Genomic DNA, 21,725 nt, shown 5'->3' on the forward strand with positions numbered 1-21,725 from the left:
CCGCTAGCCCGCGAGCTCGTCCGCGAGGGACTGGATCAGCGCTTCGAGCCGCGCGAAGTTGACCGGCTTCGTCAGATGATCGCGGAAGCCTGCCTCGCGGCAGCGGCGGATGTCCTCGTCCATGCCGTATCCGGTGATCGCGACCGCCGGCCGCCCCGGCTGCAGCGCACTCCACGCGCGCGCGATGTCGAGCCCGCTGCCGTCGGGCAGGCCGATATCGCTGACGAGCAGATCGAACGGGCCGCTCTTCGCGCACACGAGCGCCTCGCCGACGGTCGTCGCGACCGTGACTTCGTGGCCGAGCATGTCGAGCACTTCGGCCATTGCCGACGACGTCTGCTCGTTGTCCTCCACGAGCAGCACCTTGAGCGCGTGCCCGTGTTCCTCGCGCGCGGCCTGCGGAAGCGGCGCGGCCTCGTGCGTCGGCTGCACGCGGGCGAGCGGCAGCGTCAGCGTGAAGCGCGCGCCCTGATCGCGGCCGTCGCTGTAGGCGGAAAGCGTGCCGCCGTGCTTCTGCGCGAGCGTGCTCGCGATGGCGAGTCCCAGGCCGAGTCCGCCGAACGAGCGGGTGATGGAATCGTCGGCCTGTTCGAACGCCGAAAAAATGCGCGGCAACGCTTCGGCGCTGATGCCGATGCCGCTGTCCGTCACCGAAACGGCGATGGTCGCGTCGTCCGGATTCCACGTCCGCACCTCGATGCGCCCGCCCGCCGGCGTGAACTTCACCGCGTTGCGCATCAGGTTCCACGCGATCTGCTGCAGCCGCGCGGCATCGCCGGAAACGATGAAGCGCGCCGCGTCGAACTTCGTTTCGAGCGTGAGATTCTTCGCGCGCAGGTCGGCGTCGGACATGTCGAGCGCGCTCGTGAGCAGCGTGTCCAGCGCAACGCTCGCGAAATTCAGGCTCAGCTTGCCCCGCGCGATGCTCGTGAGATCGAGCAAGTCGTCGATCAGACGCGCTTCCAGCTCGACATTGCGGCGGATGAGTTCGAGCGTCGGACTCGCCTCGCGCGGCAGCGAGTGCTTCATTTCGAGCAGGCGCACGGCGGCGAGAATCGGCGTGAGCGGCGTGCGCAATTCGTGCGACAGCACCGCGAGAAAGTGATCCTTCGCGCGATTCGCGGATTCGGCCTGATCCTTCGCGAGCCGCAGCGCGTCGGCGGCCATGTGGGCGTCGGTCGCGTCGCGGACGATCTTCGAGAAGCCGATCAGTTCGTTCTGCTCGGTGCGGATGGCCGTCGTCACGCCCGACGCGAAGAACGAATGGCCGTCCTTGCGCCAGAGCCAGCGATCGTCGGACGCGCTGCCTTCGCGCCGCGCCGTGTCCAGTTCGTTGTCGAACACGCCGGATTCGCGGTCGTCGTGACTATAGAAAATGCTCGCCGACTGCCCGAGCACGTCTTGCGGCGGAAAGCCGAGAATGCGCTCCGACGCCGCGTTCCACGTGCGGATGCGCCCTTCCGGATCGAGCGTGATGACCGCGTAATCCTTGAGCGCGTCGATCAGCAGGCGAAAGTGCGTCTCCGTTTCGCGCAGCGTCCGTTCCACCGCGATGCGCTGCGTGCGCTCCGCGGACTCGCGCATCGCGCGGCGCACGACGGCGGGAAGCCGCTGCAGGCGCTGCTTGAGCACGTAGTCCGTCGCGCCGCGCTTGAGCATGTCGACGGCGTGCTCTTCGCCGAGCAGCCCCGACACGAAGATGAACGGCGTGTCCGGCGCGCGCTCGCTCGCGATGGCGAGCGCTTCGATGCCCGAGAACGTGGGCATCACGAAATCGGCGAGGATCACGTCGAAACGCCGCGCGTCGAGTTCGGCGATGAAACTCGCGGAGTCGTAGACGATCGACGCCTCCACGACATAATCGGCGCGTTCGAGCTGGGCGATGGTCAGCTCCGCATCGAGCGCGTTGTCTTCGACGAGGAGCAGTTGAAGAGGCTGCATGATCTAGACGGCCTCGCAGACGGGCGGGCGCGCGTTCATTGCCCCGCCGGACGGCGAAAGCGCGTCGAGCCCGGCGGCGGCTCGTTGAGGACGGCCCAGAACACGCCGAGGTCGCTGATCGCCTCGACGAATTCCGCGAACTCCACCGGCTTCACCACGTACGCGTTGACGCCGAGTTCGTAGCTGCGAATCAGGTCCTGCTCTTCGCGCGACGAAGTCAGCATCACGACCGGAATGCTCTTCAGCGTGGCGTTCGAGCGGATCATGTCGAGGACTTCGAGGCCGTCGATCTTCGGCAGCTTCAGGTCGAGCAGGATGACGGCCGGATTGCCGGGCGTGCGTTCCTTCCATTCGCCTTCGCTTGTCAGATAGTCGATGGCTTCCTGGCCGTCGCGCGCGACGATCACTTCGTTGGCGAGCTGGCTTTTGCCGAGCGCGACGAGCGTGAGCTCGAGGTCGTTCGGATTGTCTTCGACGAGCAATATGGGTTTAAGCATGGTCTGTTGTTGACTTCGTTACTGACGCGGCGAATGCGGCGCGCCGGAATACGGGCGGGCTTCGCGCCCCGTCACGCTCTGGAACTCGACCGGCAGGGAAAAGTAGAACGTCGCGCCTTCTCCCAGCCGCCCTTCGGCCCACGTGCGCCCGTCGTGTCGTTCGACGATACGCCGCACGTTGGCGAGCCCGATCCCCGTTCCTTCGAATTCCTCCGCGCGATGCAGCCGCTGGAACACGCCGAACAGCTTCGCTCCGTACTTCATGTCGAAACCGACGCCGTTGTCCCGCACGCCGACGATGTGCTCATCGCCGCTGCGGGTCGCGAATATCTCAATTTTCGCCGATTCCCGCGTTCTCGTATATTTCACCGCGTTCGAAATGAGGTTGCGCAGCGCGAGTTGCAGAAAAGCCGCATCGCCGGTCACGCGCGGCAAGTCGCGGATGTCCCATTCGATGCGCCGCTCCGCCGTGTCCGCCTCGAATTCCTGCACGATCGCGCGCACGAGCGGCGCGAGATCGACCGGCGCGGGACGCAGCGCCGCGCGGCCCATTTGCGAGAACGTCAGCAGATCGTCGACGAGCGTGCCCGCGAAACGCGCCGAATCCAGCATGTTGTTGAGAAAGCGCCGGCTTTTCTCCGACATGCGCTCGCCTTCCTGCTCGCGCAGCAGGTCTCCGTATCCGGCGATATGCCGAAGCGGCGCGCGCAAGTCATGCGACACCGAATACGAGAACGCTTCCAGTTCCTTGTTCGCGCGCGCGAGTTCGGTGGCGAGTTCGGCGCGCTCTTCCGCGCGCCGCAGCACGATGTTGAGCAGCGCCCCGCGCAATTCGCTCGCGATTTCCAGCTCGCCCTGCCGCCACGACGCGGAATGTCCGCGCACCGTTTCGAGCCACGGGCTGAAGCTCGTGCGCGGCGCGCTCGCGCCGTCCGCGCCGCGCAGCTTGACCGGCTCGCCGGCCCACTTGAGGGTCTGCATCCGCTCGGGGCGGAACCAGAGCAGATAATTTCGGAAAATTTGCGACACCGGCACCGCGAGCACGCCGCACGCCTTGTCCTCGTGCGCCTTCGCGGGCGGCCATTCGCGCGCGAGCGAATCCGTCGCCCAGACGCCGGACGTGTGCTCCGCGAGCCAGTCGGTGAGCGCGCGCACGGTGTCCTTGTCGGGCGTCGCGCCCATCAGCGTGACCTGATCGTTCACGACGATAGCCGCGCCCGCCGAACGCGCGAAGCCCAGCACGTCGTTCGGCACGCCGCGCAGCCCGGCGACGAAGTTCTCCTGCTCGCCCATCGCGGCGATCAGGCGCGCCATCGTGCGGCGCAATTCGGCGAGATATTCGGCTTCGGCGCGCTCTTCCTTCGCCTCGATCTGCAAGGACAGCATGTGCCCGAGATGCTCGATCGCGAGCCGCGTGCTGAACGGCACCAGGCGCGGGTCGTGATCGTGGCAGGAAATGAGGCCCCACAGCTTACCGCGCACGACGATCGACACCGACATCGACGCGTGCGTGCCCATGTTGCGCATGTATTCGAGATGCACCGGCGAGAAGCTGCGCAGCGCGGCGTAGGTCAGGTCCGTCGGACGGCCCGTGACCGGATTGCGCTCGGGCACGAGCCGCGCGGGAACATAGTCGACATCGGCGACGAGGCGGATACGGTTGCGCAGATACAGCGCGCGCGCCTGCGGCGGAATGTCGGACGCCGGGAAGAACTGATGCAGGAACGACGCGTAGCGCTCGTCGCGATCTTCGGCGCGCACGTGGCTGCGCCCTTCGGCGTCGAAGCTGTAGAGCATCACGCGGCCGAAGCCGCTGATCGCGCGCACTTCGCGCACCGCGAGTTCCGCCAGCTCCTGCACCGTCTCCGCGTCCTGCAGACCGCGCGCGAACGTGCGCACGAGCGGATACATCGACGAAAACGCGGATTCGCCCGACTGCGACGCCGCTTCCATTTCCACGATCAGCGCGCCGTCGTGGCGATGGATCGTCACGTCGAGCCGCGTGGATTCGCGCGCGCCCGGAAGCTTGTGCATCGCGCCGACGTAGAGCGGTGCGTCGTCGACTTCCATCGTCGATGCCGCCTGCGCGATGCGGCGCGCTTCAGCCGTCCCGAGCAGCGCGTCTAGCGGCTTGCCGAGCAGCGTTTCGACGCTTTCGCCCGTGAGCGCCGCGACGTTCTCGCTCGCCTGCACGATGCGCGGGTCGCAGGCTTGCGCGCCGCGTTCGTCGAGCACGAGCAGAAAGCCGTGCGGCTGGATGCCGCCGGGAATGTGGATCGGCTCCGCGCCGCAATCCTCGCCGACGACGCCCGAACTCAGCGTGCGGCGGCGCGCTTCGGCATCGGGCGGACCTGCGCTGCGGGCCTCGGCCTCGTTCGGTGCGCGCGGCGCGCCGGGAAAATCGCTCATGCGGCGGCTCCCGATGCCGCCGGCGTTTCCAGCGACGAGCACAGCCACGCGTGCAAGGTTTCGAACGTGTCGATGGCCGCGCTCACGGCCGCGTCGTATTGCGCTTCGGGAACCGAGGCGGCGGCGGTTTCGCGAAACGCGTTCCACATGCTGCCGGTGCGCGCGCCATAGCCGTCGAAATAGGTATTGCCGATGCCCTGCGGCAGGTCCAGCAACCGCGCGACATGCGGCGCGATGAAGCGGCCGCCGAGCGTCGAGCCTTCCATCACGTACATCGATCCGAACGCGCCGCCGATATCGTCGACGCGCGGCAAGTCGGCGAGCGCGTCGGCGTGCGGCACGGCATCAGGCGCGACGCGTTCGCCCGTCAGCGCGGCGAGATCCGCGATATCGGCGGCAAGCAGCGGCGCTTTGCGGCGCTCGTCGAAAAATGCGCGCAGCGACGCGGGCATGCACGCGCCGATTGCGTTCTCCCACGGCGCAACGTAGCCGTAGAAGCGTTGTAGCAGCGCGATATAGTCGTCGCGCTGGAGGTCGTCGCGCATCAGATCGAGTGCGTTCTCCAGCCGCGCGTGGCACACGGCGGTATCGTTCTTCAGGCGTGACAGAAGAGTGTGTTGCATCGTTCGATTGTGTGGCTTGCATGCCGAGATTCCGTCGATGCAGCGAAAGGCCCGCTGATCGGAAGGGATTACCGGATGGATGCGTGCTTTGCGGCCGGATCGGTAAGAAGAGCGCGGCATCGCGCCCCTTTCATGAATAGAGATTCATTCTACGCAACCGGCCACTGCCGTGTCATGCACGACGCGTGCCTTTCCTTCCAAAACTCACCGTCCGGTTCATTACTTGAGCGACGCGTCGCCGTCGAGATTGCTGCGCCGGTCCGTATCGACGAGGCCGCGTTCGATGTCTTCATGCGCCTGCTTGCCGACATCGCGCGGCGCTTCTTCATGCTGCGACTCCGCGGTCTGATCCGCTTCGTGCGGCAAGAGCGGCTTGTCGGCGTCTTCTCTGCGGCCGTCCTTCGGTGCGTCCTTCGTTTGCTTCATCGTGAACTCCTTAACTTTTATTTTCCGATACCCAGCCGCTTCTTCATCTGCACCGTGAGCCGCTGACGCTGCTTCGCGTAGCCTTCCCACGGATCGGCGGCGAGCGCTTCCATGCGTTCGCGCGCGTTGCCGATGTTCCATTGATCGCCGCTCTTCGTATCGGCGAGTTCGTCCCAACCGATCGGCATCGATACGCCCAAGCCCGGCCGCGCGCGCAGCGAAAAAGCGCACACCGTGCTCGATCCGCGATTGTTGCGCAGATAGTCGATGAAAATCTTGTCGCGCCGGTTCTGCATGCCCATCTTGGCCGAGAACAGTTTCGGCAGCGTCTTCGCCATGTGCTGCGCGACCGCTTGCGAGAAGCCCTTCATCTCGTCCCAGCCGGCCTGTTTCGCGAGCGGCACGACCACATGCACGCCCTTGCCGCCGCTCGTCTTGCAGAACGACGCGAGGCCGAGTTCCTGAAGCAGGTCGCGCGTGAGCGTGGCCGCTTCGAGCATGCGATCCCAGCCGACGCCTTCGCCCGGATCGAGATCGAACACCATGCGATCCGGCTTCTCGATGTTCGACACCACCGCGTTCCACGTATGCAATTCGATGGTGCCCATCTGCGCCGTGCCGACGAGCGCCTGCGCGGACTCGACGGTCAGAAGCGGCGGATGCCCGGGATCGGCGTCGGGATGCTGCGTGATGTGCGGAATGGCGAGTCGCGCGCTGTGCTTCTGAAAGAACAGTTCGCCGCCGATATCGTCCGGTGCGCGCACGAGCGACACCGCGCGATCCTGCAAATGCGGCAGCATCCATTGCGCGATCGACGCGTAATACTCGACGACGTCCAACTTCGTGAGACCCGTCGATTTGTCGATCACACGATGCGGATGGCTGATCTTCACGCCTTCCACTTCGCTCGCGCCGGCTTTCGCGCGCGCCTTCGATGCGGTTTTTGCAGCGGTTTTAGCGGCAGTTTTCGCCGACGCCGTCTTGCGCGCCTTCGGCTTCGCGGCGGTCTCTTCGACTTCCGCTTCGACCTTCTTCGCCGATGCCGGCTCTTCCTTCACGATCTGCCGCGCCGGTTTGTCGTCGCGCAGACTGACGAACGATGCTTGTCGCACGATGCGCTCCTTGGTCCATTCCGCGAAATTGCATTCGGCCACGAGTTCGGGCTTCACCCAATGCACGGGCGTGCGGCTGCGCTCTTGCGGCTCGCGCTCGAAAGGCATGCGATCCGTTTCGCGCTTGTCGAGTTCCTTCTTCACCGCGACGAGCGTCGCGTGATCGAAGCCGCTGCCGACGCGCCCCGCGTATTGGAGCTTGCCCTTCGCGTCGTACACGCCGAGCAGCAGCGCGCCGAACTGCGCGCGGCTGCCCGTCGGCTCCGAATAGCCGCACACGACGAACTCCTGCCTGCGCCGGCACTTGAGCTTGATCCACGAATTGCTGCGCCCCGAGACATACGTGCTGTCGATCCGCTTGCCGATGATCCCTTCGAGCGACATGTCGCACGCGCTCTTGAGCAGATCGTCTGCGCTGAAAGCGAAGTCTTCGGAATAGCGCAACGCGGGATCGTCGACGGGTTCGACGACGGCCTTCAATAACGCGCGCCGCTGCACGAGCGGCACGTTGCGCAGGTCGTAGCCATTGAGATAGACGAGGTCGAAGAAGTACACGACGATGTCTTGCGGACGGCCGACATCGAACGCATTTTGCAGCGCCTGAAAATCCGGCAGCCCGCGATCGTCGAGCACGACGGCTTCGCCATCGAGCCATCCGCTTTCGATATCCAGCTTTTCCAGCGCCTTCACCTGCTTCGGAAACTTGGCGGTCCAGTCGTTGCCGTTGCGCGTGTAGATGCGGATATCGCGCTTGTTGCCCGATCGCTCGATGCGCGCCAGCACGCGATAGCCGTCGAATTTTATTTCGTACACCCAATCATCGCTGGGCGGCGCGGCGTCGACGAGCGTGGCCAGTTGCGGCTTCAGCAGCGCGGGAAGCTTCGCCTTCGTCGCGCCTTCTATCGCCGGATCGTGCGACAGCGCCCGCAGCGATTCCGCATTGCGCGTCGCGACGATATCCGGATGCGCGTGGCCATCGCCCTTCTCGTTCGCGGGACGCGGCGCGGTCCGGCGCGCCGCCGGTTTCGCCTTGCGCTCGGTTCTATCGCGCAGCTCGCCGCTTTCTAACCGCGCGCCGAGCGAATCGGAAAGCACGCTGCCGGGTTTATTCAGGAGTACATCGTATTCGGATTCGGGCCGCGCTTCGTCGTCGCGTTCCTTGATGAGGAACCACTGCTCCTTGTCGCCGCTGCCGCGCATGTGACTGCGCACGAGCGTCCAGCCGCCGTGCAGCTTATCGCCGTCGAGCACGAACTTGAGCTTGCCTTTCTCGTAATCGCGCGAGGCGTCCGCGGCGGTGCCCGTCTGCGGCGCCCACGTGCCGCGATCCCACACGATCACGCTCCCCGCGCCGTAATTGCCCTCGGGGATATCGCCTTCGAACGAGCCGTAGTCGATCGGATGATCTTCGACATGCACGGCGAGCCGCTTCACCGATGGATCGAGACTCGGTCCCTTCGGCACCGCCCACGACTTGAGCGTGCCGTCGAGTTCGAGCCGGAAGTCGTAGTGAAGGCGGCGCGCGTCGTGTTCCTGGATCACGAAGGAAAGCGCCTGCGCTGCGGCCTTTTTCGTCGTCTTCTTCGCGCGCGGCGTCTTGCGCGCGGCGGCCTTTTCGCCCGACGGCTCCGGCGTCTCGTTGAAACGCCGCATGCGTTGATAGGTTTCGAGCTTGCCGGTCATCGTCGTGAATGCTCCTTTGCCGGTGCCTTTTCCATGCGATGCGCCGCGCTTGTCACGCGCGCTTGCGACGCGCCGTCTTGCGGGCCGGGCGCGCGGGTTCTTCGGCGGCATCGTCGCCCGCATCCGCCTTCGACGGCGATGCCTTGCCGCTCTTCGTCGCGCCGCCGCTCTTCAGGCTGCGCTTGAGCAGTTCGGAAAGATCGAGGATGTCGGCGCTCGCCTTCTCTTCGCCGCCTTCTTCGAACTTCATCACTTCCGCGATCTTGCCTTCCTTCACTTTCTGATCGACGAGCTTCATGATGTCGTCGCGGAAGGTGTCGTGATACTTCGCCGGATCCCAGGAATCGCTCATGTCGTCGATGAGGCGCTTCGCCATATCCAGTTCCTTCGTCGTGACGCCGGCTTTCTTCGTGTCCTCGTCGGGGAACTTGAATTCGGTGAAATCGCGCACTTCGTCGCCCCAGCGCAGCGTGTTGAGCGCGAGCGCGGGACCCACGGGAATGAGCGCGGCGAGATGCTGCTTGTTGTGCAGCACGACGCTCGCAATACCGACCTTGCCGGTATCCTTCAACGCATCGCGCAGGAGCGCATAGACCTTCTCGCCCTTGCGATCGGGCGTGAGGTAGTACGGCGTATCGAGCGAGAGGAACGAGATTTCGGGGGCATCGACGAACGAGAGAATGTCGACCGTTTGCGTGGATTCGGGATTGGCCGCGCGAATCTCGGCATCGGTCATCACGACGTATTTGCCCTTCTCGTATTCGAAGCCGCGCACGATGTTGTCGCGCGTGACGTCCTTGCCGGTGTTCTTGTTGATCTGCTTGTAGCCGATGGGATCCATCGAGCGCTTGTCGAGCAGATTGAAGCCGACTTTCTCCGACTGCGTGGCCGGATAGAGTTGCACAGGCACGTGGACCAGCCCGAAGCTGATCGCGCCTTTCCAGATCATGTGCGGCATCGCGATTACCTCGCTATCGGAATGGTCGATGATGCGCCCGATGCGGCGCATTGCGCATCGTGAGGCGTCGCAGGAAGCGTGCCATGTACGTGCCTGCTCGCTGACCCGCGAGCATCGGCGTTTTAGCGTACGGCGTCGAAAAGATTGGGCTTAAAAAATTCGACCGTTAGTTGCATGCTAGCGGTGGACGCAGACGCGCCCTTCTGTCGATCCGATATAACGCGGTGAGTTACTTGCGGCTAGCCGTGACGGTCAATTGCGTGCCGTCATCGAGCGTGACGGTTTTCTTTGAACCGGTGGACGTGGGCATCGAGAAGCGGACGATCTGGCTCAGATGATTATCGGCGGGACATTGCAGCGTCTTGCCGCCCACCGTGACTTTGCTCGTGCCCTTCGGCGCATACGCACGGAAGCTGATCTGCACGTTCGCCACGCCGTTATCCGCGACGACCGGCGCAAAGCGGATCTGCACTTGCCGCACGGCCATTCCTTCCGCGCTGCGCGGCACCGATCCGATCTGCGGACACGCGTCCGGCACCGGCTGCGCCCCGCTCGGCGCCGCGCCTTGCCAGGTGAAGTCATCGGTCTGGCCGGAGCGGATCGTGCGCGTTTCCTGCTCGTTGCCGAAGGTCTTCGACGCCATCTTGACCGTGTACTTGATCGGGCCGTCGTTGGGCGCTTCGGAGAGAACCTTGATGCCGGGCGTCGCATGCGCCGTCGCGAGCACGCTCGTCGCGAGCACGGCTGCGATGGCGTGGCGGCCTGCGTTCGAACGTCGATTCATCCGGCACCTCCGTGATAAGCACTCGATGATGATCCGGCAGAACGCACGCCGGATCGGCTTAAGGCGGAGTCAGTCTAGCGCCGCGCGTGCCCGGCCTTCGTCATGGAAAACCCGAGGCGGACGCGCGGCAAAACGAAGCACCTGATCGTTTCGAAAGCCCGTTTCAGAAGCCGGTGAGCACGAGCTTGCCGATTGCGCGCCCTTCTTCCAGAAGGCGATGCGCCTCGCGCAAATTGGCCGCATCGATCTTGCCGATGTTCTTGCCGAGCGTCGTGCGGATCGTGCCTGCGTCGATCAGCCGCGCCACTTCGGACAGCAGCTTGTGCTGCTCGATCATGTCGGGCGTCTGGAACATCGCGCGCGTGAACATGAACTCCCAATGGAACGCGGCGCTCTTCGCCTTGAGAAGATCGATGGCGAGCGGCCGCGCGTTCTCGACGATCGTGCAGATGGCGCCTTGCGGCTTCACGACTTCGGCGGCGGCGGGGAAATGCTTGTCGGTGTCGTTGAAAATGAGCACGTAATCGACCTGGCCGATGCCCGCGTCCTTCAGTTGCTTCGGGATGTCCTCGAAGTGATTGACGATGCGGTCCGCGCCCAGTTCCGTCGCCCATTTCGCCGATTCGGGCCGCGACGCGGTCGCGATCACATGCAGCTTCGCGACCTGCTTCGCCAACTGAATGCCGATGGACCCGACCCCGCCCGCGCCGCCGACGATTAGCACGGTCTTGCCCGCGTCCTTGCCTTCGGCCGAGACCTTCAGGCGGTCGAAGAGCGCTTCCCACGCGGTGATGGTCGTGAGCGGCAACGCCGCCGCGTGCGTGAAATCGAGCGACTTCGGCTTCGCGCCGACAATGCGTTCGTCGATCAGATGGAATTCGCTGTTCGCGCCCTGACGCGTGATGTCGCCCGCATAGTAGACGGCATCGCCCGCCTTGAAGAGCGTGACGTCCGGGCCGACCGCCTCGACGATGCCTGCCGCGTCCCAGCCGAGCACGCGCGGCGTTTCCTCGACCTTATCCTTCGGCGCGCGCACTTTCGTGTCGACCGGATTCACGGCGATCGCTTCCACTTTCACGAGCAGATCGCGGCCCGTGGGCGTCGGTTTGTCCAATTCGATATCGACGAGCGATTCGGGATTCGAAATCGGAAGATAGCGCGTCAGGCCGATGGCTTTCATGAGTGGCTCCTTGTAGCAATACGTGAACGATGCGCGCATCTTAACTTGCATGCGGTATGCAAAAAACCGCGATAATCGTTGAAACATTTTTCGGAAAATCCATCGAATGGCGGGCGACTTCCTGGCGGCCGACGCGCGAGACAGGCTCGATCTTCTCGACGTGGCGCTTTTCATGCGAGCCGCCGCGCTCGCGAATCTGTCGTCGGCGGCGCGCGAATTCGGTTTGTCGCCGGCGGTGGCGAGCGCGCGCATCGCGGGACTGGAGCGCATGCTGGGCGCGCGGCTTTTGCATCGAACGACGCGACGCGTGAGCGTCACGCAGGAAGGCGAAATCTTCGCGACGCACGCGCGCGGTCTGCTCGACGCGGCGGAAGCGGCGCGCGCATCGGTCGGGCGGGCGCTCGAAGAGCCGCATGGACGGCTGCGCGTGACGATGCCGTCATCGCTCGGGCGGCAGCACATTTCGCCGCTGATCCCCGACTTCCTGCGACGGTATCCCGGCGTTTCCGTGGATCTGCGCATGACCGATCAGATCGTCGATCTCGTGGATGAAGGGATCGATCTTGCGATCCGCATCGGCGCGCTGAAGGATTCGACGCTCATCGCGCGCAAGCTCGCGAGCAATCGACGCGTGCTGTGCGCGTCGCCGGCTTATCTGGAGCAGCACGGCACGCCGCGGCATCCGGCCGATCTCGCGCATCATGAATGCGTGATTCTCGCGGACCAGCGCGACTGGGGTTTCGTCACGCCGACGGGCGTCATGGAAGTGCGCGTGTCGGGCCGGCTCGTGACCGACAACGGCGAAGTCCTCCGCGATGCGCTCGCGGCGGGCATCGGCATCGGACTGAAATCGACGTGGAGCGTGGCGCCGCTGCTGGCGAGCGGCGAACTCGTGACCGTGCTGGATGACTATCCGCTCGCGCAGACCGTCGCGATCTGGGCGGTGTATCCGAGCCGGGCGTTCGTGCCGCCGAAGACGCTGGCGTTCATCGAATTCCTCGCGGAGCGGTTCGGGGAGCCGCCTTATTGGGATCTGGAGCCGGAGCGGGTGCAGCGCTAGCCGCTTGGCATTTTGCATGCGGCACGTTGCATGATGCATGCAAAATGCAATCGGCCACTGCCCCGAGCGATCTCAAAAAGTCACACCGCGCCCCGTACAATAGCCGTTTCCCGCGCACTCACCGCACACCGCACACCGCACCGCCTTCGATGAACCTCGTCATTCAAAGCCCCGCCCCGATCTCCGATGCGCACGTCAAGCCGCTCGCCGCCCTCGCCCGCTCCCGCGAAACGGCGCGCATCGACGATACGCTGCTGCGCTTCATCGACGCCGATCCGCTGCAGCGTCCCGACATCGATGCTTATTGCGGCACGCATGCGCTCGACTATGCGTTCGTGAAACCGCAGTCGCAGCTTTCGGACTTCGGCCTCGTCGCGATGGACATGGACTCGACGCTCATCACCATCGAATGCATCGACGAAATCGCGGATTTCTGTGGTCTGAAAGCGGAAGTCGCGGCGATCACGGAAGCGGCGATGCGCGGCGAGATCAAGGACTTCAACGAAAGCCTGACGCGCCGCGTCGCGCTGCTCGAAGGCCTGGACGCGAGCGCGCTCGAACGCGTCTACGAGGAACGCCTGCGGCTTTCGCCCGGCGCCGAGCGCATGCTCGAAGGCGCCCGCGCCGCCGGTCTGAAGACACTGCTCGTTTCCGGCGGATTCACGTTCTTCACCGAGCGGCTGAAGGCGCGGCTCGGCATCGACTACACGCGCGCGAACACGCTCGAAATCGTCAATGGAAAACTGACGGGCAAGGTCATCGGCGAGATCGTGAATGCGGAAGTCAAGGCGCGCACGCTGCGTGAGACGTGCGAGAAGATCGGCATCGAGCCGCAGCGCGCCATTGCAATGGGCGACGGCTCGAATGACCTGAAAATGATGGCCGAAGCGGGATTGTCGGTGGCGTTCCGTGCGAAGCCGGTCGTGCGTCAGGCCGCGAGCGTCGCGTTCAATTTCGTGGGACTGGACGGGCTGCTTCGCTTGTTCTGACGCAACCCGTCAAGGCGCTCAGCCGAGCGCCTTGACGAGCGCGGCTTCGATATCCGCGCGCAGATCGGCCTCGTCTTCCAGGCCGATATAAAGCCGCACCAGCACGCCTTCATGCGGCCACTGCGACGCGGTGCGCATCGAGCGAATGTTGTACGGCATCGCGAGGCTGTGCGCGCCGCCCCAGCTCCAGCCGATCGCGAACAGTTCCAGCGATTCCACGAACGCATCCACTTGAGCCGCGGTGTAGCGGGCATCGAATACGATCGAGAACAAACCGCCCGCGCCGCCCGCGAAATCCCGCTCATAGAACGCATGGCCGGGACAATCCTCGATAGCCGGATGCAGCACCGCCGATACCTCCGGCCGCGTCTTCAGCCACCGCGCGAGCGCGAGCGCCGAGCGGTCGTGGGCTTCGTAGCGCAGTTTCATCGACGGCAGGCTGCGCAGCACGAGCGATGCATCGTCGGCCGAGACGCCCACGCCCAGCCGCATCCGCGCGCGCTTGAGCTTCTTGTGCAGTTCGGCATCGCGCGTGATGGTCGCGCCCATGAGGATGTCGCTGCCGCCCGACTGATACTTCGTCAGCGCCTGCACCGAAATGTCGACGCCATGCTCGAACGGCTTGAACGCGAGCCCCGCCGAGTACGTGTTGTCGATGGCCGTCACGATGCCGCGCGCGCGCGCAACCGCGACGATTGCAGGCACGTCCTGCACTTCCATCGTGACCGAGCCGGGCGCTTCGAGCCAGATGAGCTTCGTGTTCGGACGGATCGAATCGGCGATGCCCGCGCCTGCCATCGGATCGTAATAGCTGACTTCCAGCCCGAAGTCGGCGGCGAGCCAGTCCGCGTGCTCGCGATTCGGCGAGTACGCGTTGTCCGGAATCAGCACGTGATCGCCCGCCTTGACGAGCCCGAAGTACACGTTCGAGATCGCCGCCAGACCCGACGGCTGCAACAGCGCGTATTCGCCGCCTTCGATCGCGGCCAGCCGTTGCGCGAGCGCGATCGTCGTCGGCGTGCCGTGCAGGCCGTAGCGCCACTTGGAATCGTCGCTCCAGACGAGCGCGCGCATGGTCGCGAGATCGGGGAACACGACCGTCGATGCACGCGCCACCGGCACCGCGAACGACTCGAAGCCGGGCGTGATGCGATCGTCTGGCTGCACGATGCGGGTTTGCAGGTCGCGGTCCTGGCTGCTGGAATCGGTCATGGCGTGAAAAGCGGTGTTGAAGAATGGGGATGAAAAAGACAGGCGCCGCCCGCGTTCCCGGCGGCGCCCGGTCGCATGAAAGACGCCTATTTATTCGCCGATGATCACGTTGCTCGTGCCGCCGACCGCGTTCGGACGAGGCGCAGGCGGCGGCGCGGGTTCGAGCGACGGCGCGGGACTGCGGGGCGAATTGCCAGCAACGCCCGCGGCAGGCAAAGGCGGCAGCTTCGCGCCGGCGACGGCGGGCCGCAGTTCGAACGGCTGCGCGTTGGAATCGTCCGGGTCCATGCGCTCGCCGGACACGCTGCCATCCGCCTCGAACTTGCCGACCCAGTTGCCCGTGATATGCGTGCCGTCGTTCGATTCCTCGATTTCGAGCGTCTCGCCGTCACGGTCGCCGGCGACGAGAATCACCGACGGACTGCCCGCGAAGCGGTATTCGCCATGCACGCCGGACGGCTCGTCGGTTTTCGCGCCGAGCTTCATCTCGATCTGCCTGCCGCCGAGCGTGCCGACATAGCGGGGAAAGCGCGCGTATTCCGGATTCGGCGCGAGCGGCTTTTGCGGCGGCAGGGCGAGCGTGCGGATGGCTTCGTCCGCGCCGTGAGACTCGCCCTTCGGGACGACGCTGCTTCCACTATTCGACGCCGTATCCGGCGGCATCGGCGAATTGCAGCCCGCGAGCGCGAGCATCGCCGATGCCGCCGCCATGATCGTCAGCCGGGCCGACACCGCCCGGCGCTTCCTTGCTTCTTTCATGCTTCCTTCCTTCGATACCACCTCAAATGCGCTCGAAGATCGCCGCGATGCCCTGACCGCCGCCGATGCACATCGTCACCAGCGCGTAGCGCCCGCCGATGCGTTGCAGTTCGTACAGCGCCTTCACCGTGATGAGCGCGCCCGTCGCGCCGATCGGATGGCCGAGCGAAATGCCCGAGCCGTTCGGATTGACCTTCGCGGGATCGAGCTTCAATTGCTGCGTGACGGCGCACGCTTGCGCGGCGAAGGCTTCGTTGGCTTCGATCACGTCGAGATCGTCGACGGTGAGGCCCGCGCGCTCCAGCACCTTTTGCGTCGCCGGCACGGGGCCGATGCCCATGATTTTCGGATCGACGCCCGCGTGCGCGTACGCGACGAGGCGCGCGAGCGGCTGCAGGCCGCGCTTCTCCGCGACGCCACGTTCCATCAGCACGACGGCCGCCGCCGCGTCGTTGATGCCCGACGCGTTGCCCGCCGTCACCGTGCCGTTCTCCTTCGCGAAGACGGGCCTGAGCTTCGAGAAATCGTCCGCGGTCGCGTTCATGCGCACGTGCTCGTCGCGCTCGAAGACGGTGTCGCCCTTCTTCGATGCCAGCGTGATCGGCAGAATCTGGTCCTTGAAATAGCCGGCTTCGATCGCCTTCGCCGCGCGCCGGTGCGATTCGAGCGCGAGCGCGTCCTGTGCCTCGCGCGTGATGCCGTACTTGTTCGCGACGTTCTCGGCGGTCACGCCCATGTGGATCTTGTCGAAGGGATCGTTGAGCGCGCCGAGCATCATGTCGACGATGCGCGTGTCGCCCATGCGCTGTCCGAAGCGCGCGGCAGGCATCACGTAGGGCGCGCGGCTCATGCTTTCCGCGCCGCCGCCGATGGCGATGTCGGCATCGCCCAGCAAGATGGACTGCGACGCCGACACGATCGCCTGCAAACCCGAGCCGCACAGACGGTTGACCGTGAGCGCGGGCGCGTCCTGCGTCACGCCGCCTTCGAGCGCGGCGACGCGCGCGAGATACATGTCGCGCGGCTCGGTCTGGATCACGTTGCCGAACACGACGTGGCCGACTTCATCGCCCGCCACGCGCGCCCGCGAAAGCGCCTCGCGCACGACGCGCGCGCCGAGATCGCTGGGCGTGAAATCCTTCAGCGCGCCGCCGAAATCGCCGATTGCCGTGCGCACGCCGCTTGCCACCACCACTTCGCGCTTCATGTCGTCTCCTTTGCTGTGTTTGTTCAGATTATTCGCCGAGCGCCCGTTCGACCGTCGCCCGGTCCGGAATGGGCGCGACCGCGCCGAAGCCTTGCGTCGATAAAGCCGCCGCCACGTTCGCGTAGCGCGCGGCGGTGAACGGATCGTCACCCGCGACGATGCGCGCGATGAACGCGCCGCCGAAGCAATCGCCCGCGCCGGTGGCATCGACCGCGTTGACGACGCGCCCCGGCACCACGCGACGCTCGTCCGGCGTCGCGATATACGCGCCTTCCTTGCCGAGCTTTAGCGCGACGATTTTCGGGCCGAGCGCGAGCAGCGCGTCGACGATGGCGTCCTTGTCGTCGTGGCCGGTGAGCACGGTCACGTCGTCGTAACTCGGCAGGCAGATGTCGGTCGCGCGGATGGCTTCGAGCATCACCGCGCGGGCGCGCGCGAGCGGCCACAGCTTCAGGCGCAGGTTCGTGTCGAAGCTGACTTTGACGCCGTGCCGGCGCGCGTGGTCGATGGCGGCGAACGCGGCATCGCACGCGGACACGCTGATGGCGAGACTGATGCCGGACAGATGCACGACCTTCGCGTTCGCGATCAGATCGAGCGGCACATCCGACGGTGCATAGCGGCTCGCCGCCGATCCCGCGCGCAGATAGTCGAAGCGATGCCCGCTCTCGCCGTGCGACACGAAATAGACGCCGGTGGGCGCGTGCTGATCGACGCGCACCGCCGATGTATCGACGTTTTCCGCGCGCCACAAATCGAGCAGCAACTGCCCGAACTGATCGTTGCCGACGGCGGACACGAAGCCCGTTGCCGCGCCCTGCCGTGCCGCCGCGATCAGAAAGTTGGACACGTCGCCGCCGAAGCCTTGCAGATAAGCCGGTTCATTGCGCTTCGACTGATTGAACTCGATCATCGCCTCGCCGAGCGCGAGAATGTGCGGGTTCTGCGGCTTATGTGCGTTCAGCGGCGTCATTGTTCAGACCTCGCCCCAGAGATCGTGGCCGTCGGCGCCGGTGATCTTGACCGAGACGAAATCGCCGGCCTTGTAGCGCTTCGACGCCTTCGTGGGCGGTGCGATATAGACGACGCCGTCGATTTCCGGCGCATCCGCCGCCGTCCGGCCGATGCCGCCTTCGGCGCTCACTTCATCGACGAGCACTTTCAGCGTCTTGCCGACCTTCTTTTTCATGCGCTTCGCCGACAGTTCCTCGGCCAGTTCCATGAAGCGCGCGCGGCGTTCCTCGCGCACTTCGTCGGGCAGCGCGCCGTCGAGTTCGTTGGCGCTCGCGCCTTCGACCGGCGAGTACGCGAAGCAGCCGACGCGGTCCAGATCCGCTTCCGCGATGAAATCGAGCAGCGTCTGGAACTGTTCCTCGGTTTCGCCCGGAAAGCCTGCGATGAACGTGCTGCGGATGGTCAGATCGGGACACATCGCGCGCCACGCCTTCACGCGTTCGAGCACTTTCTCGGCGTTCGCCGGGCGCTTCATGCGCTTGAGCACTTCGGGATGCGCGTGCTGGAACGGCACGTCGAGATACGGCAGGACGTGGCCTTTGAGCGCGCCATCGGCCATCATCGGGATGACTTCATCGACGCTCGGATACGGATACACGTAATGCAGCCGCACCCACGCGCCGTATTGCGCGGCCAATTCGCCGAGCGCGCCGACGAGTTCGGTCATGCGCGTCTTGAGCGGCTTGCCGTTCCAGAAGCCGGTGCGGTATTTGACATCGACGCCATACGCGCTCGTGTCCTGCGAGATGACGAGCAGTTCCTTGACGCCGGACTTGAAGAGATTCTCGGCTTCCAGCATGACTTCGGCGATGGGGCGCGAAACGAGATCGCCGCGCATCGACGGGATGATGCAGAACGAGCAGCGATGGTTGCAGCCTTCCGAAATCTTGAGATACGCGTAGTGGCGCGGCGTGAGCTTGATGCCGGCGGGCGGGACGAGATCGACGAACGGATCGTGCGGCTTCGGCAGATGCGTGTGCACGGCGTTCATCACTTCGTTGGTCGCGTGCGGACCGGTGACGGCGAGCACTTTCGGATGCACTTCTTCGATGAGGCCGGTGCCGCTCGCGCTTTTTTTCGCGCCGAGGCAGCCGGTGACGATGACTTTGCCGTTTTCGCTGAGCGCTTCGCCGATGGCGTCGAGACTTTCCTGCACGGCTTCGTCGATGAAGCCGCACGTGTTGACGACGACGAGATCGGCGCCGTCATAGGTGCCGGAGATTTCGTAACCTTCGGCACGCAGTTGGGTGATGATTTGCTCGGAATCGACCAAGGCTTTCGGGCAGCCGAGGCTGACCATACCGATCTTTGGCGCTGGCGCCGCGCTGGCGGTGGATTTTGCTGGAGTATTCACGGGGACATCCGGGATGGGCACGGTTGCAACCGTGCTCGTGCTTTGCCGGCCGCTGGCTCGCGGCGAATTCGCTATTTTAACCGGAATGGGGTTGGCGGCTTTCTTTGCGGGTGTTCTTGCGCCCGCACACTGGGCTCTTGTGCTGAACTTGTTTTCGCGTCGGTCTATTAGCTCGCCCCTCCCCGGGGCGGGGGTCACTTTCTTTGCTGCTGCAAAGAAAGTAACCAAAGAAAGCAGCTTTTTCGCCCGCACTTCGTTTTCTGATGGTGCACTCCGTAGAACCACGTTGGCACTCAGCTTGAATCAACCTTGAATCACCCTCCGCGCCCACTGTGCGCCACGTCCTCCGAGCCCCTCGGCTCGACAAAACCATCGGGGCACTACGCGTCACGCAATGCAGGCTCGAAGAGGCCGTTCACAGTCACCACGGCGGGCGTACGGTCGTGAGCGATCCGGTACGCGCAAATCGTGGCGTCGCTGATTGCGTTGGCCCGTTCTCCCGTGTTGGGCTGGCGTTACGTGTCGCGCCGTACGCCCGTTGGTTTTGGCGAGCCGGGGGCTCGCATGACGTGGCGCTCAGCGGGCGCGGAAGGTGATTCAAGGTTGATTCAAGCTGAGTGCCAATCTGGCTCTACGAAGTGGCCCGGCAATCAGTGCATCGGGCCAGAAAAGCTGCTTTCTTTGGTTACTTTCTTTGCAGCAGCAAAGAAAGTGACCCCCGCCCCGGGGAGGGGCAGCCAAATAGACCGACGCGAATAAAAGCAACCGCCAGGAACCCGAGCGAAAGCAGGAAATAAAACCGCTTGCCTACTTCTTCTCGCCAGAAGAAGTCCCCTGTCCGGGAAAGGGAAACGTATTGAACATCGTCTTCGCCTGATTCTGCATCTGCTCTTGCATCTGCACGAACATGTTCTTCGATTGCTCGATATAGCTCGTCATCATGCCCTGCATCATCGGGGCCTGCATGTTCATGAACTGCGACCAGACTTCCGGATTCAGCGCGTTGCCGTCGTAGATGCCCTTGCTCTGCTCGGACAGCTTCTGCTGAATGTCGATGAACGCCTGAATATTCTTCTCCAGGTACGTACCCATCATGCCCTGCATCGCGTGACCGTAAAAACGGATGATCTGCGAAAGCATCACCGACGAAAACATCGGCAAGCCGCCGCTCTCTTCCTCCAGAATGATCTGCAACAGGATGCTGCGCGTCAGGTCGTCGTTGGACTTGGCGTCGAGCACCTTGAAGTCTTCCTGATCGAGCACGAGCTGCTTCACATCCGACAACGTGATGTAGGTGCTCGTCTCCGTGTCATACAACCGCCGGTTCGGATATTTTTTTATGAGTCGCTCAGCGGATTTCTTTGTAGTCGTAGGGGTGGTCATTGAACGCCTTTAAACGCAAGACTTTACTGCGATGGCAGCAAGCATGTCTTGCGTTGTCGCAAAAAAGCGTTGCTGCCGGGTCGCCGCGTCATTGATATATCCGGCAAGCAGAAGCCGTCCGGACAGGCGCCCCGGGCGCCCATCCGACAGCCGCCGCCCGTCAGCCCATGTGCAAGCCGCCATTGAGCGAGAAGTCCGCGCCCGTGGCGAAACCCGATTCCTCCGAGGCCAGCCACGCAACGATCGAACCGATTTCATCCGGCGTGCCGAGACGCCGGACGGGGATGGTCGCCACGATCTTCTCCAGCACTTCAGGGCGAATCGACTTCACCATGTCCGTGCCGATATAGCCCGGCGACACCGTGTTCACCGTCACGCCCTTGGTCGCCACTTCCTGCGCGAGCGCCATCGTGAAGCCGTGAATGCCGGCCTTCGCCGTCGAATAGTTCGTCTGCCCGAACTGTCCTTTCTGCCCGTTCACCGACGAAATATTGATGATGCGCCCGAAGCCGCGCTCCACCATGCCGTCGATCACCTGCTTCGTCACGTTGAAGAGAGACGTCAGGTTCGTGTCGATGACCGCCGTCCAGTCTTCGTGCGTCATCTTGCGGAACACCACGTCGCGCGTGATGCCCGCGTTGTTCACGAGGATGTCGATCTCGCCGGCTTCGGCTTTCACCTTGTCGAACGCGTTCTTGGTCGATTCCCAGTCGCCGACGTTGCCTTCCGACGCGATGAAGTCGAAACCGAGCGCCTTCTGGTCTTCGAGCCATTTCACGCGACGCGGCGAATTCGGACCGCAGCCCGCGACGACCGTGAAGCCGTCCTTATGCAGACGCTGGCAAATGCTCGTGCCGATGCCGCCCATCCCGCCCGTTACATACGCTATGCGCTTCGTCATTCCCGACTCCCTTTTCGTTATGCGGGCCGCGCCCCTCCGCGCCGCCCGCTTGCCCCTGTGCCGTTCCCTTACGGACGCTCGACCGCCAGCGCGACGCCCATGCCGCCGCCGATGCACAGCGACGCCAGGCCCTTCTTCGCATCGCGCTTCTGCATTTCGTGCAGCAGCGTGACGAGAATGCGGCAGCCCGATGCGCCGATCGGATGACCGATCGCAATCGCCCCGCCGTTCAC

At 64.5% G+C, this 21,725-nt stretch carries 19 protein-coding genes and 1 pseudogene; 3 read left to right on the plus strand and 17 right to left on the minus strand.

Translation table 11 applies throughout. The features are described 5' to 3' along the window. Positions 1–3: 3 nt before the first annotated feature. The 9 genes from NCR39_RS07490 to NCR39_RS07530 form a co-directional block, all read right to left on the minus strand. Positions 4–1,941 carry a hybrid sensor histidine kinase/response regulator gene (locus NCR39_RS07490; protein ID WP_250451634.1) on the minus strand — a complete coding sequence of 646 codons (1,938 nt, stop codon included), beginning with the start codon at positions 1,939–1,941 and terminating at the stop codon, positions 4–6. A 35-nt stretch (positions 1,942–1,976) separates the two neighbouring features. Beyond that, on the minus strand, positions 1,977–2,438 hold the full coding sequence (locus tag NCR39_RS07495) for a response regulator (RefSeq protein WP_040048409.1): 462 nt from the start codon (positions 2,436–2,438) through the stop codon (positions 1,977–1,979). A gap of 18 nt (positions 2,439–2,456) precedes the next feature. Then, positions 2,457–4,847: an ATP-binding protein gene (locus tag NCR39_RS07500; protein WP_250451635.1), complete on the minus strand. Its 2,391-nt coding sequence runs from the start codon at positions 4,845–4,847 to the stop codon at positions 2,457–2,459. Beyond that, positions 4,844–5,470 carry a biliverdin-producing heme oxygenase gene (locus tag NCR39_RS07505; protein WP_250451636.1) on the minus strand — a complete coding sequence of 209 codons (627 nt, stop codon included), beginning with the start codon at positions 5,468–5,470 and terminating at the stop codon, positions 4,844–4,846. The genes NCR39_RS07500 and NCR39_RS07505 overlap by 4 nt, the downstream gene beginning before the upstream one ends. Positions 5,471–5,689: 219 nt before the next feature. Continuing rightward, positions 5,690–5,896: a hypothetical protein gene (locus NCR39_RS07510; protein WP_250451637.1), complete on the minus strand. Its 207-nt coding sequence runs from the start codon at positions 5,894–5,896 to the stop codon at positions 5,690–5,692. 17 nt (positions 5,897–5,913) lie between these two features. Further along, positions 5,914–8,691 carry a DNA ligase D gene (gene ligD / locus NCR39_RS07515; protein ID WP_250451638.1) on the minus strand — a complete coding sequence of 926 codons (2,778 nt, stop codon included), beginning with the start codon at positions 8,689–8,691 and terminating at the stop codon, positions 5,914–5,916. A 52-nt stretch (positions 8,692–8,743) separates the two neighbouring features. Further along, a complete protein-coding gene (ku, locus tag NCR39_RS07520; protein WP_250451653.1) occupies positions 8,744–9,649 on the minus strand; it encodes a non-homologous end joining protein Ku in 906 nt (301 codons plus the stop codon). 229 nt (positions 9,650–9,878) lie between these two features. Continuing rightward, the gene (locus tag NCR39_RS07525; RefSeq protein WP_250451639.1) at positions 9,879–10,433 is read right to left on the minus strand and encodes a DUF6013 family protein; all 555 of its coding nucleotides are present in this window, start codon (positions 10,431–10,433) and stop codon (positions 9,879–9,881) included. Positions 10,434–10,596: 163 nt separating this feature from the next. Then, entirely contained in the window at positions 10,597–11,613 is a 1,017-nt protein-coding gene (locus NCR39_RS07530) for a zinc-binding alcohol dehydrogenase family protein (RefSeq protein ID WP_250451640.1), read from the minus strand. Between the two features lie 106 nt (positions 11,614–11,719). On the opposite strand from NCR39_RS07530, the gene NCR39_RS07535 reads away from it, so the two are divergent. Together NCR39_RS07535 and serB are read left to right on the plus strand one after the other, a co-directional pair. After that, entirely contained in the window at positions 11,720–12,673 is a 954-nt protein-coding gene (locus NCR39_RS07535; protein WP_250451641.1) for a LysR family transcriptional regulator, read from the plus strand. Positions 12,674–12,822: 149 nt separating this feature from the next. Further along, positions 12,823–13,662, plus strand: a complete 840-nt coding sequence (gene serB / locus NCR39_RS07540) for a phosphoserine phosphatase SerB (protein ID WP_250451642.1) — start codon at positions 12,823–12,825, stop codon at positions 13,660–13,662. A gap of 18 nt (positions 13,663–13,680) precedes the next feature. Here the strand turns inward: serB and NCR39_RS07545 are convergent, their stop codons facing one another. From NCR39_RS07545 to rimO, 5 genes are all read right to left on the minus strand, one after another. Then, positions 13,681–14,874, minus strand: coding sequence for a cystathionine beta-lyase (locus NCR39_RS07545; RefSeq protein WP_250451643.1), 1,194 nt, complete (start codon positions 14,872–14,874; stop codon positions 13,681–13,683). Positions 14,875–14,964: 90 nt separating this feature from the next. Beyond that, a complete protein-coding gene (locus NCR39_RS07550) occupies positions 14,965–15,633 on the minus strand; it encodes a hypothetical protein (protein WP_250451644.1) in 669 nt (222 codons plus the stop codon). Positions 15,634–15,655: 22 nt separating this feature from the next. Beyond that, positions 15,656–16,840 carry a beta-ketothiolase BktB gene (gene bktB / locus NCR39_RS07555; protein ID WP_250451645.1) on the minus strand — a complete coding sequence of 395 codons (1,185 nt, stop codon included), beginning with the start codon at positions 16,838–16,840 and terminating at the stop codon, positions 15,656–15,658. A gap of 28 nt (positions 16,841–16,868) precedes the next feature. Then, the gene (locus NCR39_RS07560) at positions 16,869–17,813 is read right to left on the minus strand and encodes a sugar kinase (RefSeq protein WP_250451646.1); all 945 of its coding nucleotides are present in this window, start codon (positions 17,811–17,813) and stop codon (positions 16,869–16,871) included. A 3-nt stretch (positions 17,814–17,816) separates the two neighbouring features. After that, positions 17,817–19,154, minus strand: a complete 1,338-nt coding sequence (rimO, locus tag NCR39_RS07565; RefSeq protein WP_250451654.1) for a 30S ribosomal protein S12 methylthiotransferase RimO — start codon at positions 19,152–19,154, stop codon at positions 17,817–17,819. Between rimO and NCR39_RS07570 the strand changes: the two genes are divergently transcribed. Next, positions 19,105–19,521, plus strand: coding sequence for a hypothetical protein (locus NCR39_RS07570; RefSeq protein ID WP_250451655.1), 417 nt, complete (start codon positions 19,105–19,107; stop codon positions 19,519–19,521). The two genes, rimO and NCR39_RS07570, sit on opposite strands and share 50 nt — an antisense overlap. A 494-nt stretch (positions 19,522–20,015) precedes the next feature. Here NCR39_RS07570 and phaR read toward each other — a convergent pair whose 3' ends face one another. The 3 genes and pseudogenes from phaR to NCR39_RS07585 all read right to left on the minus strand — a co-directional run. Next, a complete protein-coding gene (gene phaR, locus NCR39_RS07575; protein WP_040048397.1) occupies positions 20,016–20,591 on the minus strand; it encodes a polyhydroxyalkanoate synthesis repressor PhaR in 576 nt (191 codons plus the stop codon). Between the two features lie 160 nt (positions 20,592–20,751). Next, positions 20,752–21,492: a 3-ketoacyl-ACP reductase gene (locus NCR39_RS07580; RefSeq protein WP_250451647.1), complete on the minus strand. Its 741-nt coding sequence runs from the start codon at positions 21,490–21,492 to the stop codon at positions 20,752–20,754. A gap of 68 nt (positions 21,493–21,560) precedes the next feature. Next, positions 21,561–21,725, minus strand: a pseudogene (locus tag NCR39_RS07585) (acetyl-CoA C-acetyltransferase); the annotation flags it as partial.

The organism is Caballeronia sp. ATUFL_M2_KS44 (assembly GCF_023630965.1).
In the GTDB taxonomy this organism is placed as follows: Bacteria; Pseudomonadota; Gammaproteobacteria; order Burkholderiales; family Burkholderiaceae; genus Caballeronia; species Caballeronia concitans.